The 17,494-nt window shown below is 53.9% G+C and carries 15 protein-coding genes and 1 pseudogene; 10 read left to right on the top strand and 6 right to left on the bottom strand.

Features of this window, described 5'->3' with window-relative positions:
• Window positions 1-67: 67 nt before the first annotated feature.
• From ABRP30_RS24355 to ABRP30_RS24340, 4 genes are all read left to right on the top strand, one after another.
• Window positions 68-1,396 carry an integrase arm-type DNA-binding domain-containing protein gene (locus ABRP30_RS24355; RefSeq protein ID WP_267818882.1) on the top strand — a complete coding sequence of 443 codons (1,329 nt, stop codon included), beginning with the start codon at window positions 68-70 and terminating at the stop codon, window positions 1,394-1,396.
• A 902-nt stretch (window positions 1,397-2,298) separates the two neighbouring features.
• A complete protein-coding gene (locus ABRP30_RS24350; protein WP_267818880.1) occupies window positions 2,299-3,279 on the top strand; it encodes an integrase domain-containing protein in 981 nt (326 codons plus the stop codon).
• The gene (locus tag ABRP30_RS24345; protein WP_267818878.1) at window positions 3,276-3,569 is read left to right on the top strand and encodes a hypothetical protein; all 294 of its coding nucleotides are present in this window, start codon (window positions 3,276-3,278) and stop codon (window positions 3,567-3,569) included. Before ABRP30_RS24350 ends, ABRP30_RS24345 begins: the two co-directional genes overlap by 4 nt.
• 302 nt (window positions 3,570-3,871) lie before the next feature.
• Entirely contained in the window at window positions 3,872-4,543 is a 672-nt protein-coding gene (locus ABRP30_RS24340) for a hypothetical protein (protein ID WP_267818876.1), read from the top strand.
• A gap of 1,468 nt (window positions 4,544-6,011) precedes the next feature.
• Here ABRP30_RS24340 and ABRP30_RS24335 read toward each other — a convergent pair.
• Genes ABRP30_RS24335 through ABRP30_RS24325 form a run of 3 tightly spaced genes read right to left on the bottom strand, consistent with a single transcriptional unit; the run spans window position 6,012 to window position 9,701 of the window.
• Window positions 6,012-6,950, bottom strand: a complete 939-nt coding sequence (locus ABRP30_RS24335; protein WP_267818874.1) for a hypothetical protein — start codon at window positions 6,948-6,950, stop codon at window positions 6,012-6,014.
• On the bottom strand, window positions 6,947-8,818 hold the full coding sequence (locus ABRP30_RS24330; RefSeq protein WP_267818872.1) for a hypothetical protein: 1,872 nt from the start codon (window positions 8,816-8,818) through the stop codon (window positions 6,947-6,949). Before ABRP30_RS24330 ends, ABRP30_RS24335 begins: the two co-directional genes overlap by 4 nt.
• Complete coding sequence (locus ABRP30_RS24325; protein ID WP_267818870.1) at window positions 8,805-9,701, bottom strand: hypothetical protein; 897 nt, start codon at window positions 9,699-9,701, stop codon at window positions 8,805-8,807. The genes ABRP30_RS24330 and ABRP30_RS24325 overlap by 14 nt, the downstream gene beginning before the upstream one ends.
• 904 nt (window positions 9,702-10,605) lie before the next feature.
• Here ABRP30_RS24325 and ABRP30_RS24320 point away from each other — a divergent pair.
• The 4 genes and pseudogenes from ABRP30_RS24320 to ABRP30_RS24305 all read left to right on the top strand — a co-directional run.
• Window positions 10,606-10,803 (top strand): Arm DNA-binding domain-containing protein, encoded by a 198-nt coding sequence (locus ABRP30_RS24320; RefSeq protein WP_349976612.1) that lies wholly within the window; start codon window positions 10,606-10,608, stop codon window positions 10,801-10,803.
• Window positions 10,804-11,410: 607 nt separating this feature from the next.
• The gene (locus ABRP30_RS24315; protein WP_267818866.1) at window positions 11,411-11,875 is read left to right on the top strand and encodes a helix-turn-helix domain-containing protein; all 465 of its coding nucleotides are present in this window, start codon (window positions 11,411-11,413) and stop codon (window positions 11,873-11,875) included.
• On the top strand, window positions 11,875-12,450 hold the full coding sequence (locus ABRP30_RS24310) for a PIN domain-containing protein (RefSeq protein ID WP_267818864.1): 576 nt from the start codon (window positions 11,875-11,877) through the stop codon (window positions 12,448-12,450). Before ABRP30_RS24315 ends, ABRP30_RS24310 begins: the two co-directional genes overlap by 1 nt.
• 116 nt (window positions 12,451-12,566) lie before the next feature.
• Window positions 12,567-12,801, top strand: a pseudogene (locus ABRP30_RS24305) (transposase); the annotation flags it as partial.
• 60 nt (window positions 12,802-12,861) lie between these two features.
• Here ABRP30_RS24305 and ABRP30_RS24300 read toward each other — a convergent pair.
• Window positions 12,862-13,311: a GNAT family N-acetyltransferase gene (locus tag ABRP30_RS24300; RefSeq protein WP_267818862.1), complete on the bottom strand. Its 450-nt coding sequence runs from the start codon at window positions 13,309-13,311 to the stop codon at window positions 12,862-12,864.
• 292 nt (window positions 13,312-13,603) lie between these two features.
• Between ABRP30_RS24300 and ABRP30_RS24295 the strand changes: the two genes are divergently transcribed.
• Window positions 13,604-13,723: a hypothetical protein gene (locus ABRP30_RS24295; protein ID WP_372490508.1), complete on the top strand. Its 120-nt coding sequence runs from the start codon at window positions 13,604-13,606 to the stop codon at window positions 13,721-13,723.
• A gap of 1,138 nt (window positions 13,724-14,861) precedes the next feature.
• On the opposite strand, the gene ABRP30_RS24290 is transcribed toward ABRP30_RS24295, so the two are convergent.
• Window positions 14,862-16,034 carry an MFS transporter gene (locus ABRP30_RS24290; protein WP_267818860.1) on the bottom strand — a complete coding sequence of 391 codons (1,173 nt, stop codon included), beginning with the start codon at window positions 16,032-16,034 and terminating at the stop codon, window positions 14,862-14,864.
• On the bottom strand, window positions 16,027-16,839 hold the full coding sequence (locus ABRP30_RS24285; protein ID WP_241807191.1) for an alpha/beta fold hydrolase: 813 nt from the start codon (window positions 16,837-16,839) through the stop codon (window positions 16,027-16,029). Before ABRP30_RS24285 ends, ABRP30_RS24290 begins: the two co-directional genes overlap by 8 nt.
• A 125-nt stretch (window positions 16,840-16,964) precedes the next feature.
• Here ABRP30_RS24285 and ABRP30_RS24280 point away from each other — a divergent pair, with 125 nt between their 5' ends.
• Window positions 16,965-17,471, top strand: a complete 507-nt coding sequence (locus ABRP30_RS24280) for a MarR family winged helix-turn-helix transcriptional regulator (protein WP_241807190.1) — start codon at window positions 16,965-16,967, stop codon at window positions 17,469-17,471.
• Window positions 17,472-17,494 lie beyond the last annotated feature (23 nt).

Raw genomic sequence — 17,494 nt, 5'->3', positions numbered from 1 at the left:
CTAAATCCCCAATAACCAGGGGTATTTTTGGGGTACAGCGTCTTTCCTGAATGGAGAACGTACCCCTATGCCACGGCTAGCCATTCCGCTCAGCGACCTCAAATGCCGCACGGCCAAACCGCGTGATCGCGCCTACAAACTGTTCGACGGCGGGGGTATGTACCTGTACGTCACGCCCTGTGGCTGGAAGACTTGGCGGCTGCGGTATTTCAAACCCAGTGGCAAGGAAGGCACGCTGATCATCGGCAAGTACCCCATCGTTTCGTTGGCCGTCGCGAGGACCAAGCGTGATGAGGCCAAGGCTTTGTTGCTCGACAACCTTGATCCGATGGAAGAAAAGCAGAAGGCCAAGATCGCAGCCCAGCGGGCGAGCCTTCTCTTTGAAACCGTTGCCCTGGAGTGGCACGTCGAAATGTCCCGGCGCTGGACCGAGGGTCACGCCAAGACGGTGCTGAGCAGGTTGCGCACCCATGTGTTTCCGCTGATTGGCCAGCGGCCTATCGCTGAGCTCGACACTCATGATCTCCTTGAGGTCACCCAACGAATCAAGGATCGCGGCACCTTGGATGTAGCGCTGCGTGTGCAGAACTATCTATCCACGATCATGCGGGGTGCGAAGCGGGCGCGGCAGATCACTCAAAATCCGGCGCTCGATCTGGCCGGCTCGATTCAAGCGCCGCGCACCGTGCATCGTCCTGCACTCTCGCTGAACCGTCTTCCTGAGTTGTTGAGCCGAATCGACAATTACACCGGTCGCGAGCTGACCCGGCTCGCAGTGCTGCTGACGCTGCATGTGTTCGTGCGCTCCAGCGAACTGCGCTTCGCCCGGTGGGATGAATTCGATCTGCAACGGGCGATGTGGGAAATTCCCGATACCCGTAAGCCGATTGAAGGCGTCCGCTATTCCACGCGCGGGACCAAGATGAGTGGGCACATTCAGATAGTGCCGCTGTCGCCTCAAGTCATCGAGATCCTTGAACGGCTGCGCAGCTTGAATCGCTTCTCTGAACTCGTGTTGCCCGGTGATCACAGGTCCTGGAAACCCTTGTCGGAGAATACGCTTAACCAGGTGCTGCGCACTATGGGCTACGACACGACCAAGGACGTGTGCGGGCATGGTTTCCGGACCATGGCTTGTAGTGCCTTGCTCGAATCAGGGCTGTGGACGGACGCGGCGATTGAGCGGCAGATGAGCCATCAGGAGCGTAACCGCGTGCGCGCTGCTTACATCCACAAGGCCCAACTTCTGGAGCAGCGTCGGTTGATCATGGCGTGGTGGAGTAACTACATCGATGCCAACAGATCGGGCCATGTCACCCCGCATGAGTTTGCCCACCCGGTCGGCGACAACGTCACCGCCTTGCCGAATAGTCATGGCGCATTCAATCGCGGGTGAGCCTGCGAGATCGGTGCGGGCTGCTCTTCAAAGTGAGGTCCATCCAAACAGGGCTGCAAAGCCGCCCTGTTTGGATGGACCTCACTTTGAAGAGCTAAAAGCCACGACGTTGTCCCGGATTTACCACTCAATTCCACCGGTGGATAACCGCTTTCAACGTCCTCAATAGCGCTGAATTTCGATCCTTGACCGGGTTTATCCACAGGCGTAGAACTGGCCGTGCAAGCGCTGTCGATGACAGCAACCCAGGTGGCCCGAACCTTGAAGGTCACGCCGCTCCCGCGGTGGTTCTCCCCCCAAATGGCGATTCGCGTCCGGCAGCTCGCCCGGCACCTCCCCGGTGATGGATGCCAACTACATTTCATGGCCCTCGTGCGCCAGACGACACTTTCTATTGCGCTGCCCTGCAGCAACCTATCCGATTGGCCGACTATTGCGCCAACCTGTGCCCGTCTCTTTCTTCTGGAAAGAGACGGGCGCTCCTAAAACTGCTGTAGCCCTTATCGCACATGGCTTTGCGGCAATTCCCCTCGTGACAATCGGCGTGACAAACGCCGATGTCACCAGCAACAGCCTTGTAGATGATGGTGCCGCAGACCAGGGAATGGACTGCACCTGACTGACAGTTAGGCATGCCCCGGTCATCGCATTGCTGCTTGCACCTGGCTCAGGATCTTCAGGTACTGGTTTCGTCAGCCAATGCTGCCTCCACCCGCCCATCGGTAACGGTGCTCAGGAGGTCAGATCATGAGATGCCCTTGCTCCCGGACGTAAGGAGCCGCCAGTCCCGCGTAGAGGACATTCCCCACAGGTCGCAGGGGCCTTGATCCCTGATAACACTCAACATTCTTGGCGGGATGACGTGGGGCGAGGATCGGAGAACGGTAGAGGAGGTGACTGACATGGCATTCGTGGGTAGACGCGATGGTCGTAATTTCGGCTACGGCAGGCAATTGAGCTACGCGGGGCCGCAGGCGCTGAAAGACATGTTCGGCGGCGGTCACTACGGCACGGTGAAGGCACACTGTGATCGGTGGCAGGCATTCGCGAAATGGTGCCGCTCAGAACAGGGGCCGGGTATCAATGATGCGCGGCAGATTGATCGGAAAGTGTTGGCGGACTATGCGGCGTATCTACGCGACGTGGTTAGGCGCGGTGACCTTGCGGTCAGCACCGCACAAAACCGCCTATCCAGCGTTAATAGGACCATGGCGGCGCTTCGCGGTGATCAGTATGTGACATTGCGCAGTCCGAGCAAGGCATTGGATATGCAGCGCACCGGGGTTCGACACTCGGTGCCTCAGGGCCAAGACCGCGAACAGGTTAAGCAGATCGTCGAAGCACTTTGCAGTCGTGATCATCTGCGGGCCGCCGCGATCGTTCTGTTGGCGCGAGCCACCGGCATGCGCTTACGTGAGGGAATCCTGGCAGACCTACCACGGCTAAGTCGTGAGGCTAAAGAGCTAGGCAGGATTAATATTCAGGATGGTACCAAAGGTGGTCGCGCCGGTGCCTCGGCTCCACGCTGGATTGGTGTGGACGAACATGTTCAGAGCGCGCTTGGATTTGCACAGCAGGTGTCGCCCGGAGGTAGTCGAAACCTGATTGCGCCACATGAAAGCTACCTGAATGTTCTGCAAGAAATCATCCGCCCTGCGCGGGACATCCTACATGCACACAACCTCAAAGGCTTCCATGAGCTACGAGCAACGTATGCGTGTGAGCGCTATGAGCGGATCACAGGTCACCGTGCGCCGATCAATGGGGGTGAGCTTTGTCAGGTTGATCGGCGCTTTGATCGTGAGGCCAGGAGGAAAATCAGCTATGAGCTTGGGCACGGTCGGATCGATGTAGTGGCTGCCTACATAGGGGGAAGGCCATGAATAAGCCATTCGATATGGAACTGTTCTTGGCTGGAGTGTTGACCGGCTCGCATGCAACACGGCAACGCCATCTACGACAGGCAAAAATTATCCAAGCTGAGATCGCAGAGCGCTGGCAGCAAGAGACACCGTGGGAATGGCGGAGAAAGCATGTGACTTGGTTCATCGAACATCGCCTAAATCGACACAGCGATGCAACGCGCTATTACTACCTGTTGACCGTACGTTTGCTAGCTCGTCGTTTAGAAAAGTCGTGGGCCTTCAAGCTCAAAGAAAAGATCTTATCTTGAAAATCACGGTCAACTGGATTTGATCCTAATATTCCTGTCGCGATGTCCAGGCAATTAATGATAATAGGGGTATAGCGCATGCAGTTATCTGCAATTATAATTTATTTGGAAGCAATAATTTGCTTGCTGGCTAGTATTGGGTGTAAGCCATTCGGAAGTGGTTGGGTCATTAAGGTGCGAGGTGGTTAGAAGATTTTTTGTTTGTGAGTAGGTGCTTCCAATTTGGTTGTTTTTATAGTAAGTTGTTTCGATTTATGTGTGGAAGAGTAGTTTATTAATTTTGCGCCTGAGATGAGAGCTATATGACGGATCAAGAGAAAACCGCCATTACTAATACTGAAGCTGAGTCAATCTTGAAGCGAGTTAGAGCGATTACTGATGAACTGTTGACGGAGCTAGACCCGGCTATAGCTAGGCGTGCGCAAGAGATTATGAATTTCCGAAGCTCCATTACCCAAGAAACTGCTAGAGGATCGGTGTTGATGTCTGCGGCGTTTCTTGATGATCGCCTTAAGAGCTTGTTGGAAGCAAGGCTGGTAAATAATAAGACTATTGTTTCTCAAGTATTTGATTTTAATGGTGCGCTTGGGACGTTCTCGTCGAGGATTAATTTCTCGTACTTATTAGGTCTTCTGCCTGTAAATGCAAGAACGGATCTGCATACTATTCGTGGTATCAGAAATATTTTTGCGCATAGTGCTTTGCCATTGGAGTTTGAGTATTCTGAAGTTGTCAAGCTGTGCAACAAGCTAAAGTTTCATGGGGTAAATGAGGTAACTGATCCAGGTGCTAAATTTAGGCGATCTGTAATGGCTCTGTTGACGTTTATATTGCAAGCTACCGAAGAGACTAGCCATATAGAACCAAAGGATAACTACGAAATCCCTGATCGTACAGAAGCTTACAAAGTAGTGTCTGCTATTTATAAGGAGGTAACAGGAGAGGAATATCCATTAAAAAGCCAGCATGAATGATGGGGCTGTGCACTAGTTTTATAAGAAGGAATCCGTCTGAATCGTATGGATGATTTATGATGGTCTATAGCCAATCGACCACGCTTGCAGGGAACATCGGTATAAGCACTATGGTTACATCAGGCTAGAGTCTTGCAAATTGACTGGGTTGAGTGCTACTGCTCGCGAAGGGCCACATTGAAGTATGATTAAAAACTTTTCATCCTTCAATTATGAAAAAGAAATACCTTCATGGAGAGAATGACTCATGCGTCGCTCTCCGGAGGTTTGGATGACGAATAAAGCGCAGTAGTGCATGAGAGTTAGGAAGGCGCTTCTGATCATTGAAGCTGCCTCTCTAGCGGGGTTCCATACCTTGTTCTAGATTGATGCAGCGCATTTTAATTGCTCTAAGTTGATGCGATTTTAGCAGTTCAACATAGGGTCAGGGGAGACTCCGATAGTAGAAAGCCAAAGATTCAGTCTTGCCATAGTTATATAACGAGCGCCTGTACCTCGGTAGAGGCCCTTAAATTCAGGCCAGCGAGAGTGAATCCGTTTCTCCGCTTTGATTGCCACCGCCTTTGTCGAGAATTCCAGGGCGATTACACAGTCTGAGAGTTGTACAGTGCAATCCAACTTAATCGCTTTTACGGCCTGACAGTCCGGGAGCCCTACTCTAGGGACTAAAACGACCCACCCTTTTGTCCTTCCTTTAGCCACATTGCGAGTCTTGGATAGACCCTCAAATTTGCCAGCAACTGCAATGTTCTTAAGATCTGTGGAGTGTATGAAGGGTACTCCAGAGGGGTCAGAGACGCTCAGGTGCACTGGAAGGCTGCCACGAACGATTTTGGTCTGGATAAGACCATTGTAATACCTGATTTCTTGATGAGACTGCTGATGGCCTCCAGGTAAAATCTGGACGACGGATGCTTGAACCCTAGCGCCACGAAAAGTACATCGTTGCAAGTCTGTCAATTTTGTAAGTTGATAGTCCTCCGCAAGCGCTTGTCGAGCGTCCTGATCAGTTTCAGAATATAAAAGAGATTCTGGCGCTATAACGATGGCTCCCAGACTGGGCTGAAACAATTCAAAGCTTCGCAGGAGGTGAGCCATGGCGATGCTTCCTCTCATTTTTTTGCCCAAAAACTGGATATCTACGAATTTCTTATGCCCGTGGCTGAATGGTGGGTTTAGGACTAGCAAGTCGACAGGCGGCCGCCAATACGTGGTCTCGCTGGTGCTGGGGTGGAGCAAGTCACCTACAGACAAATGCCAGTCAGGCCTTCTCAGCCGTAGCTGGCTGATCGCTTCCGCATCACGGTCAATTCCAATAGATTCTACTGATCCAAAGACCGCGTTCGCGGCATCTAGAAGCCGCCCTGACCCACACGTAGAGTCGGCACACACCTTAGGCACAAATGGAAACGTGCCGCGCTCTAGGGCGCTAACCGCAACGTCTTCCGGCGTGTAGTACCTATCCAAATCAATAGGCATGGAAGTCCTCAAAATCGTAGACATGGACTATCCCCACCCCTGACGTTCGTCCACTTTTTTTAACGGGATGATCGAACAAAATTTCGGTCGTTTCGGCATGTTTCATCGCGAATAGTACAGATCCTATAGCGTGCGGCTTGGTGCCGACAAGCGCTAAGTATATATAATGCTCGGGGTAATCTCTACGTATCTTGGTCAGTGCTTCGAATGCCGCGAATGGACAGCTTGCACGAGCATATCTGACCTCCGAATGGGCTTTGTACTCATCCAGGAACATCCGGTTGCAACCGACCGTAAAAGCTGGGTACTCAAGTTGAAAGCCCGGAGCCCCAACCACAGGGATGACTTTCGGAACCGGGTCTAGCTGCGCAGCGAGGTGTTCAGGGCGATTACCCTCAAAGCCCAGCATTGCTATGAATAGACACCTGTCTTCGTCATCTGGCCCCGCAAGTTGTGCGAAGCCTGGCAATGGAGCCAATCCACCAAATGTGACGCTCAAATCAAAAATGGCAGAGGATGCTGGGCTGGGATGAGGGGTATAAGACTCTGGTTCAACGTACATCAAGCGTGTGTTGATTTTTTGGGTGTATGCACTTTTGAATAGTGGCGCCCATACGTTGTGGGGGAAGCCCGTTACATCAATTAAGAAATTTTGAGAAGTAAAAATAGAGTTGATAGAGTCTTCGTCTCTAAGTGAGATTCGTACTTCTTGGTTTTTATGATGTACGGCTATTGTCTCTTCATCTAAGCTTTTGATCGAAACGATTCGCTCAGGAGAAGTTCGCTGGACTTCTTCCCATGCTTCGAGCCTGTCCCTATTCTCCGCCAAGTCACCGGCGAGGATTATGGTCTCTTCCGGCTTTAAATCATTGATCGTGAAGGTTTTGAAACGCTTAGTGTGGAGCGACGGCAAAGGCAGTGTGGTCATTTTTTTTGCCCGTCATCATAAAACGCAGAAAAAAGTGCCAACTGCTCAGGCAGATCATCTTCCGTCGTCTGGGGTCTTTCATCAAGAAGTGCAGAAATTGCTCGTGCAGGACGATCTTCCAGTACACTTATTAAGGTCGAGGCTTCGATAGACATACGTCTTTTTTTACGATGTGAGATCTCAAAGAATGCGCTGAAGATTCTGTGCAGGCGGTATTCGTCATCTCTGAGTTCGACGCTGCTGGTGGATTTTGTTCTGGGTGCTGACTCGAATGCGAGATGACCGACGCCTTCTTGCAGCAAGCAGTGAATCTTAGCTGTTTCCGACTGGTTACCTGATAGGACAAAGGATGTAACTTCAGGGGTTTTACCGCTTGGTTCTCTCGCAAGTTCGAAGAACACTTTACCTATAGCTAGAACGAGGCGCTTGAGCTGTACACCATGGTCTGCTAGCCCCTCTAACTGATTGAGGCGTCTCTTTCCAACTTCTCTAGCTGCGAGAGTTTGAGATTTTGCGGAAATAATCAGGGGCTGCTGGGTAGCTCCCTCCTCATCTAGCTGGTAACCGATCGCGGTATCTATCAGTTCCAAGAAATAACGTATGTTTCCAGCTGCGAGTGAGAGCAGCGTCCGTTCACCACAATAGTATTTTCTAATCCTCGCGCCTTTTCTGCCTTTTGAAAGCCAAAAAAGGCTGGCATAGCCGTGATTACCTAGTCTGGTTTTCCATTCGGCCTCATTCTCAAACCAGTCATTTGCTAATTCCTCTAATGAGCCTCCTTCGCTTTGTTGCCAGTACTTAAGAAAGGACAGCTCAGCTTGGGACTTTTGACTGAAATAACCGTAATTCTTGTTGGTTTTAAGTTCGTCGAGCACTGCAGTAGCGACCCGATCTGCTCCTAAAACGACTGCCTCATCAGCAAGCGACAATTCCTGCAAGAAGTCGCGAAGGTTGTCAGAAATCTGCGCGCCAACGCCTTGTGCGTATTTCAGTCTCAACTCTGCAACTGCTTTAGCGAAGAAATCGAAGCCTTCGTCAGCGATTTCAATTTCAAGGCAGTCGTCTGGTACACGCAGCAAATCTTGTCCATCTAAGGTTTGTCTGTTTCTTAGTCCATTTTTTCGGACTCCGACTTTGTAAGATAGTGGTGGTTCAGCATGTTTTATGTATGTGTTAAGTATCGCTTGTTGATAATCTAAAAGATTTTCGTATTCATCGATGCAGCAAAATATTACTCTATTATCTAGCAAGTGTTGAGACTGGATTGCTTCGGCAAAAGTTCGTAGGGGGGACTCCGCCATTGACAGGGTAATCCCGAGGTCCTTCATAGGGTTGTTAACTTGAAGTTGTAGCGCTGAAATTGCCTTCTTTATCAATATTTTCAGTTGATCAAGCGTTTCGCAGCATTCTAAACCTAGCTCTAGTGTGATTGTCTCCAAGTGCTCAGGCTGCAGCCTTAAGCCCTTCTTAGTTTCCAGCCAGAGTGCTAGATTAACCATTTCGCTACAGACTGATAGGTTGAAGTAATGTGCAAATAATTTTGCCCATCTTTCTTCTTCGATGCCGCTACCTGAAAAAGCACGAACCCGATTCTTGTTCATTCGAACAAGTACGCCTAAGTACTCTTGGTCTTCGAAGGATTGACCGCTACCTTCTAGGCGCTCCAGCATTGAGTCGTATCGTAATGATTGTAATGCTGTTGTCTTCCCTGTTCCGCGTCCCCCAACCAAGAAGCAAGGACGCATTACCTCGAGTTTTCCAAGGTAAGCCGGCTTGACAAATAATTCTTTAAAATTGGCAGATGGCCACTCTGCCCGATTATCACCAAAAAGTTGTCTTAGGACACCTGCGGAATTATGTTCGCTCAATTAGGGGCTCCCAGTTGTCTCGCCCTGGTGACCAAAAGATCGGTAGGGTGGCGTCAGGTATTGAATGTTCAAAGCCGAACATAAGGCCTCGATTCTTGTATCCAAACATTAGGTAGTCTTTGTTTCTAGCGATGTAAATTTCTGTCGGCGTAAGTCGAGGCGTATATTTTGCTAAAAATTGCATGATGGGTGCTTTCCAACTGGGGTTTGAATCCATCACGCCTTCTAGAGTGGATTTTTTCTCCAGTATGTGTGTGGCGCAGACCGCAACAGAAGGAGCGCAACCGTTTATATTAATAAGTCCGAAGTCTGTTGTTACTAGGGTCACGTATATAGCAGTGAAGTTGTTTTTTGATTGAGCGTCTGCAAATGATCTTTTCTGCTTGTCCAGCATATTCCACGTCGAGACAAACTGATCCCCAGATCCGACAAAATCATCAATGAAGATCACCGTACCACCCGCATACGCATGGTCAAGTGCAGCGTCAGACTCCACTATGAAGCTGTCATTCAGGTGCAGTAGCTGCCGGGCGCTGCGACATAGAAAGTAGCCGGAGTCAGTAGGGTTGGGGGTTTCCCCTCTTACTGGTGTCAAGACCGCTGAACTGATACTCGCAACAAGTTTCGAGCCACAGGGAGCCGATGGCCCCTTAGCCATTCCATCACCAATTGAATTATAAGAGGCAACCAATAGTGCGTCAGTGAGTGCTTTGTTGTAGAAAGTGAACTTATCTAAAAGAAAAGCGGCAATGTGGACGTCTGAGTCGTCAAAATTTCTGAGCCAAGCCCGAGGACGTAGCTTGGGCTCGGGCGGCCACAAGCCTGCTCGCTTGAGGATGTCACATTTAGACAAGATTTCTTGTACTTGAGTATCAGCGCGCAATCGGGAACTCCATGTTTTGTAGCTGCAGCTCAAGGAGGCCGATGCTCATTCTGGTATCCGCATCCATGTCCAGAAACTGCGAATTGTGGCGAAGAAGCTCTTTTAGCCGGGTATTGTATTGGCCCGAGCCGCTTTGCTTCCGTGTAGAAAGCCTGTTTGAGGCTATCAAAATGCCATGCAGGCGTCTAGCTGCCGTCGACCCGCGCAAGGCGTAACCAACGAGCATTAGTTAAGGCAGTTGAGACGTAGGGCGTGTTTGGCATAGTCGAGGCTACGTAGGAGTATCCTGTCAAAATAGCAATACGCTGCTCAAAATGTGGGACGCCAACCATTGAGCCTAGCCCCCGCCCTAAATCTGCAAAATACGGGCTAGCTCAGCGATGGTCCACTGTTCGCTTTTGGCCGGTAGCTGCCAAAAGCGAACAGTGGTGGATGGGGGCAGTTGAAGTACTCACAGCAGAGCTGTGTTTCGTAGTCTCATCTCATCTGTGTGAAAAGTATCTAAGCTGCGAAGCATGTGAGCTTCCGCTGACTGAGTCGCGCGCTTGTAGTCGACTGGGCTACAAGAGCCACGCACAGGGGCAAATATCCGTTAAACCATGAAAGGGCTTTTCTTACGGCGATCCGCATTCTGGACTAGCCTGGGGATAATTTTAGGGATACAGATATTGGCTATTATCAATAATATCTATAAAATTCAATACGTTATATTGTGATACGATTCCTGTCTCCGCACCAGTCTATAGGTTCATGCACTGCCAAGCAGTCGCATGACACCCCTTTGAAGCCCGCCTAGTGCGGGCTTCTTGTTTCATGCAGTGCCATCCGGTGTCATCCCAGCGCTTATCGTGTGAGTACATATCCGAGCACCTTAGGTTAGTTCAATAATCTATGGGTACTCATCATGCCTTTGACGGCTTTGCAGGTTAAGAATGCTGCACCACGTGAGAGGAACTACGGCCTTGCGGATGGCGGTGGCCTTTTTCTATGGATTCGCGCGGCAGGCGGCAAGTCCTGGCGCTTTCGCTTCCGTCTGGATGCCAAGCAATCTCACATTTCCCTTGGCACAGTCGGCAAGGTAACCCTTGCACAGGCGCGGTAGCTTGCTTCCGAGTCTCGCCCACTTGTGGCGCAGGGGCGGCATCCTAGACTTGAACGGAAGGTTGCGCGAACGCAGGCGGCAATCTCTCGTGGCAACACGTTCAAAAGCCTTGCGCTGGAGTGGCATCAACACAAGTCGCAGCGCTGGTCGGTAGGGTATGCCTGCTAATTGGTGCAAGGGTAGGTTGTCCAGCTCCCTCCCTCCCTCCCTCCCTCCCTCCCTCTCGGATGCGCAGATGGTGAAAACCGCCACGCTCCTGACTAGCGCTGATCTGCAGTAGAGAAGCTTCCTCTCGGGTCGGCGGAGGCCGTCATACCGCAGTGCGGTCAGCATGGTCCCATCGAGTAGCGCCTTGGCCTAGTGGGGCTCTGTGTATCCCTTTATTTCCTGGAGACCGCTTCGGAGCGGGCACTTGCTTTTCAGTCTCAGCGGGAGTAACGGCCGAGGGGCTGTGGGCGACCGGTCACTAGCTCACGGCTATGCTTAGGCCAGCACATCGCTGTGTTTCGTTTATTTCGTTTGTTGCGATTTTCGTTTATTTCGATTATAAAATCTCTACCTGCCGTATGAGACGCCAGGAATTTCAAATCGCTTGTGGAGATACATCATGACCACCGCCGATCTCGCTCGAAGCATCCTTCCAGATGAGAAAGCGATCGCCGCGGCTACTGAATCAAGCCGCCAGATTGCTGCTTTCGTTTCGACGAAGCTGGATACTCAGCGTATTGAACTGGTTGATGAAGCCCAGCAACGCCAAACCGTTGAGCTACCAACGTTCGCTCTTAGACTGCTCGGGGACATACTTAACGAACTGGCCTTAGGCAACACCGTGAAGGTGGTGCCGATCCACGCAGAACTGACTACCCAAGAAGGCGCCGACATGCTCAACGTCTCGCGTCCGCATCTTGTCAAGCTGCTGGACGAGGGTCAGATTCCACACACAAAAACCGGCAGCCACCGTCGCATCAAGTTCACCGATATCATGGCCTACAAAGCCGACCGTGACAGAGCGAGCCAAGCCGCCATGGAAGAACTGGCTGCACAAGCCCAAGCGCTTAATATGGGCTATTAATGAGGCATTCACCGTTCACTGTTATCTATGACGCCTGTGTGCTGTATCCAGCACCTCTGCGTGATTTGCTGATGCACCTGGCCTTGACCGGCGCGTATCGTGCGCGCTGGTCCGGGCAGATCCATGAGGAGTGGACGCGAAATGTGCTGAAAAATCGTTCTGACCTGACAAAAGCTCAGCTTGATCGTACTGTTGAAGCCATGAACCGGGCAGTACCTGATTGTCTTGTGAACGACTACGAGCCGTTGATACAAGGGCTTGACCTTCCTGACGAAGATGATCGGCATGTCTTGGCCGCTGCAATCAAATGCGGTGCATCGGTCATCGTCACATACAATCTCAAGGATTTCCCCGCTGAGATCCTGATGCGCTTTGAGATCGAGGCTTTGCATCCCGATGTCTTTCTTTCTGACATCTGGGACCTAGACCAAGCAGCTGTGCTCGAGGCAGTCCAAAAGCAGCGCGCCTCTTTGAAAAATCCTAGGTACACGCCTCGCGAGCTACTAGATACCCTGCTTAAGCAACGTCTCCCAGAAATCGTCAAGCACCTTTCCAGCTACGAGCTGTTGATTTGATCCTGCTTGGGCCGAGATTCACTCGGTCTCATGCGAACCCCGCATCTTATACTCTCAGGAGTGGCAATCAGAGGGCCACAGGCTGCGCGACACGATGAAACCCGTCTGTCGAAGGCCTGCGCCAGGGCAGCTATTCTTCTGGTTTCCTTGAGCCCCGACGCACTGCTGAGAAAACGATGCCGGTGGGTCTTCAGGGAGGCCTACATCCAAGGCTTTTCAACACGCTCGGTAGGCGGGCTAGTCAAGGTCATGAGCATGACCGGCATCCCTCAAAGCCAGGTATCTCAGCTGGCTGGGGAGATCAATGAGCGCGTTCACGATTTGCTTGAGCGCCCGCTTGAAGGTGACTTTGCCGCCGCCATGGTCTCACTGGCTTGCGCGCGCTGCTTGCCACCTCTCTCCGTACAGAGCCTAGAGCCGTTTTTCCATAACGATGGTGCGCTCCGCCCCATGAAACTCGTCGCGGATTTTCTGATACCCCAACGCGGCATAGAACCCTTCAGCAGTAATCGACGATGGCACACGTACAGCCACAATGCCGGCGTGGGCAGCGGTTGCATGAATGACATCCATCAAATGCCGACCAATCCCGCCTTTTTGGTGAGCTGGATCGACGAAAACACTTCTGACGACATCACCATCGAGCCCAGCAGTGCCGATGATTTTTTCGCCCAGCAGGGCTACGAAAACCCTGCGCGTAGCAAGTTGCGCGGTGACGACCTCAGGAGCAAAACTGCGCTCAACCTGAGCGATCACATCGGGCGCGTAGTCTTGGGAATTTGACTCACGCAGGGCGGCTAGAACTACACGGCTAATCGCTGCTGCATCTCTGCTGGTGGCCGGACGAACGTGGCATTGCATACTGAGACCTCAATCCTAGAGGATCACAGCTTAGCCCATCACACTGAGCCTCCCGAGTCGCTCACCCATCCCTGACAAGCCGCGAAACCTTTTTAACCATACCTTGAAGCACATCGCCGCACACCCGATCAATCGGTTCGATAAACTGCCCCCTTGAAGCGGTTCTTTCACCCTATCCACACTGCGAGGTGGCCGCCCTCATGGTCAAAGCTGTTCGCTCACTCAAACCTGCAGCAAACCTGTTGTTGCTGCACATGAATTGAAATATGTCGAGCCAGCTATCTGGCGCCGCGTGGCGGTGCCGGAAAACATCACCTTGGGCAGATTGCATTCAGTGATCAAAGGCGCGATGGGATGGGAGGGGGGCCATGATGGAATGGCATGGGGATATCTTCGACCCGGCGGCTTTTGACTGTGAAATTACTAATAGTTGGTTAAAGGTAATCAGGGGCTGAAAGTCCCGGGCGGTGCGGATTCTCGCGCAATCGCCGGCGCGGCGCATATCTACGGGGCGCCTCAAAGGGCCTCGGCACGCACTCCCAAATTCGCCACTTCCACGGCAATCAGTGAAGACCCACTGCATTTGCTTTTTGGGGGCGCCGTTTCATGTCATGGCGGCTGTGCGTGGGAGACCCTCGCGTCTGCCGGGTTCCTTTTCCTCGGTTCGCCAACCTGCGTACAGCTGCCACTCTAACCGTTTGGCGACGGTCAGCGTGGTGTTCTAACCGAAAAGGACCTCATGCATGCTTACCCTAAGCCTATCCAGGATCCTCGCATCACTACAGCTGGTGGTGGGCACCAGTCGGCCAACCGACGTGTTCTAGCGTCTCGTGTAACCGCCGCCGTGCGTGGGAGATCCTCGGGTCTACCGGGTGCCTTCTTATTGGTTCGCCAACTTGGTACAGCTTCCACACAAACCGTATTTAACTGCAACTGCCAGTTTTTGATCGCTTCCTACGAGAATCGATGACTTTTCCCACATTATCCAACCTTGCCCTTCTATGGTTACGGAGATAAATTTCTCCTGTCGCGGAAAATTTCGTGACAGGGCGTAGGAACCCGTTGGTAAACTTGGCGCACGCACTAGGCGCCCCCTGCACCGCAGCTGGCGCTTTTTTTGTGCCAGCCGTGCTGTGTCATGGCGGCTGTGTGTGGGCAGGCTTCGGCCTGGCCGGGTTTCCAAGTTTCCCGGTATTCCTACCCCATACACAGCTGCCACCCAATCCCGTAGGAAGGATCGTGACAGCTCCAACTGAAAACTTGGAGTCCCATGCATGCTTACCCTAAGCCTATCCAGGATCCTCGCATCCGTTCTCCGCCGCCGTCGCCCTTCGCCGGCTCCCGAACCCCACCGTCTCTACCCCATCTACGACCCGTCACGTCCGCGGCAGATCAAGGGCTGTCTGTGCCTCCCGTAACAGGGCAAGTCCAGGCGCCCCCGATCAGTCGTTGTAGCCTGTAAGCCCTGCCTTGCAACGCGAACGCGGTCTCCGGTTTGCACCGGAGGCCCGCACGCCCAGCCTGTCCCTCCAATTGAAACCTCACCCCGCTCACGCTTCGTGCGCCGCCCCCGGCAACTGCACGGCCTTAGGCCTCAGCAGCGTGCTCAACCCCAGCAATAACACGGCACCGATCGCCATAATCCCCCAGGCCCAGTGCAACGAACTGAGCTGGTCACGGACAATGCCGGCAACCAGTGGCATGCTCGCAGCGATCAGGTAGCCGCCGCCCTGCACGAACGCCAGCAGGGCGCCCGCTTGGGTTGGTGAGTGGGTGTGGTCAAGGGTGACGATGAGCGACAGCGGGAACAAGGCACCGATGCCAAGCCCCAGGCACAGGGTGGCCAACACGGCCAGTTGCACAGGGGCGAGCATCAGGCAGGCCAGGCCGGCAAGCAATAGCAGTATCACCACGGTCAGTGGTTGCCTGCGGTCTGGGTAGCGGTGAATGAGGGCTGAAACCAGCAGGCCGGCGATGACTTCGGTGACGGTGAGGGCGCCAAGCAGGTAACCCGCCTGGGTGGCCGTCCAGCCCAGTTCCACATAAAACGGCGGCAGCCAGGCCAGCACCAGGGTGTAGGCGCCCGTGCCAATGCCGAAGAACAACAACAGCAACCAGGCCCGGCCGCTGCGGTACGGCAAGGTGGCATCGCTGTGGCTGCCGGGGTCGCTGCCGGCGGCGAGCAACCAGGCGATCAAGCCGACCAGCGCCGGCAAAGCCGCAACCCCCAGCGTCAGTTGCCAGCCGAAGGTGCTGGCACCCGGTGCCGCAAAGGCAGCGGCCAGCGCGGCGCCGCCCATGATGCCGGTGGTGAACAGCCCCATCAGCATGCCTGCGCTTTGCGGGTGGCTGCGCTTGATGAAGGCGGGCATCAATGCCTGGATGACTGCAATGCCGACCCCGCCCAACGCGGCTGTTGCGATCAGCGCCGTGGCGGAGGTGATATAGGCCCGTGCGGCGCAGCTGATGACGATCAGCGTGATCCCCATCGCCACACCCCGCACTTCACCCACCAGGCGCAGCAGCCAGGGGCCGGACAGCGCGAACAACCCCATCATCATCACGGGCAGGGTGGTCAGCAGGCCGCCTTGGGCGTTGCTCAGGCCCAGGTCGTGTTGCAGGGTGCCGAGCAAGGGGCCGATGGCCGCCATGATGGGGCGTAGGTTCAAGCCGATCAGCATGGCCAGTAGGCCTATGCACGCTTTGCTTGGCATATCACGCATGTTGAAGTGGCTCCTGCAGGAAGGTGCATAGCGCCTGGTTGAAGGCCTGGGCGTACGGGATGTTGAACACGTGGCCGTCACCCGGCAGGGTGACCTGGCGGGCATGGGCGATGCGTTGGGTGATGTCTTCGGCTTCCGAGCGTGGGCTGATGAGGTCGCCTTCGGCGGCAAGTACCAGGGTCGCTGCTTGAATGGCTGGTAATTGATCGCGCAGGTCGTAACGCTTCATGCCATTGCACCAGCGGATCTGGCTTTGCGCTGACAGTTGAGCGGCCTGGGCGTGCCAAGCCTGGTAGAGGCATTGGCCGTCGGCCGAGGCGGCATAATCAGCGCCCACCAACGCCGGCCAAGTGGCCTTGAAACGCTTCAGGCAGCCGTCCGCCTGCGCAAGGTTTGCGGCCCACTCGTTCAGCAGCCCTTGGCGATACGGGCTGTTCATGCTGGCGAATGTGCCGGCGACCACCAGTTGCTGTACGGCCTCAGGTGCATGGCAGGCCATTTCCAGTGCCACCATGCCGCCCAGAGAAAGGCCGACCAGGTGGGTACTTTCCAGCCCCAGGTGGTCGAGCAGGGCCAGCATTTCCAGTGCCTGGGCATGGGCCGTGATACCTTCTGGCGCTTCGCTGGACGCGCCGTGGCCCAGCAGGTCGGATACGATAACGCGGTGGCCCAGGCTGAGCAGTGCACTGGCTTGGGGCCCCCAGGCGCGCCCGCTGTTGCCCAGGCCGTGCAGCAGCAGTACTGGGCTGCCGGCGCCTGAGTCGTAGTAATAGTGCCGATGCGGTCCGTGTACGAAAAATGCCATGTGCTCTCCTGATCCTTCAGTCGTATCGCCAGCAAGATAGCTTAACGTTAAGATAGTTTAAAGGCGTCGGCGTTCAGGAGTTTGCACGGGTTAACAGTTGATCAATTGCCCGGTGAAGGACAGCTATGAACGATCATGTGGATTTCGTCGTCGCGCAGTGGGCGCAGGCGATGCCCTCGGTGGACGTCACATCCATGGAGATTTTCGGGCGCATGGCGCGCATCCAGAAGCACCTGGAGCGCATGCGTGCCGAAGCGTTGGCACAGTTCGGCTTCAAGGAAGGCGAGTTCGATGTGCTGGCGACGCTACGCAGGGCAGGGGCGCCGTACCGCCTGACGCCAACCGAGCTTTACCGCTCTTTGTTGATCACATCCGGGGCGATGACCAACCGGCTGGCCCGGCTGGAAAGCGCCGGCATGGTCGAGCGCGTTGCCGACGACCACGACAAGCGCAGCTACCAGGTGGCGCTGACGGCGGCAGGTAAGGTGTTGATCGAGAAGGCTCTGCTTACACATACTGAGATTCAGGAGCTGGTGCTGGCCCCTTTGAGTGCCAAGCAGCGCGCAGGTTTTGCGCAATTGTTGAAGCAGGTGCTCGCGTGCCTGCCTGGCGAAGGGGCGCCCAGCCAATGAACCGGAAAATTCAGGAGGAATTT

It is taken from the genome of Pseudomonas sp. WHRI 8519, from assembly GCF_040224055.2.
GTDB lineage: Bacteria > Pseudomonadota > Gammaproteobacteria > Pseudomonadales > Pseudomonadaceae > Aquipseudomonas > Aquipseudomonas putida_X.
This window is presented reverse-complemented; position numbering and strand designations above follow the sequence as displayed.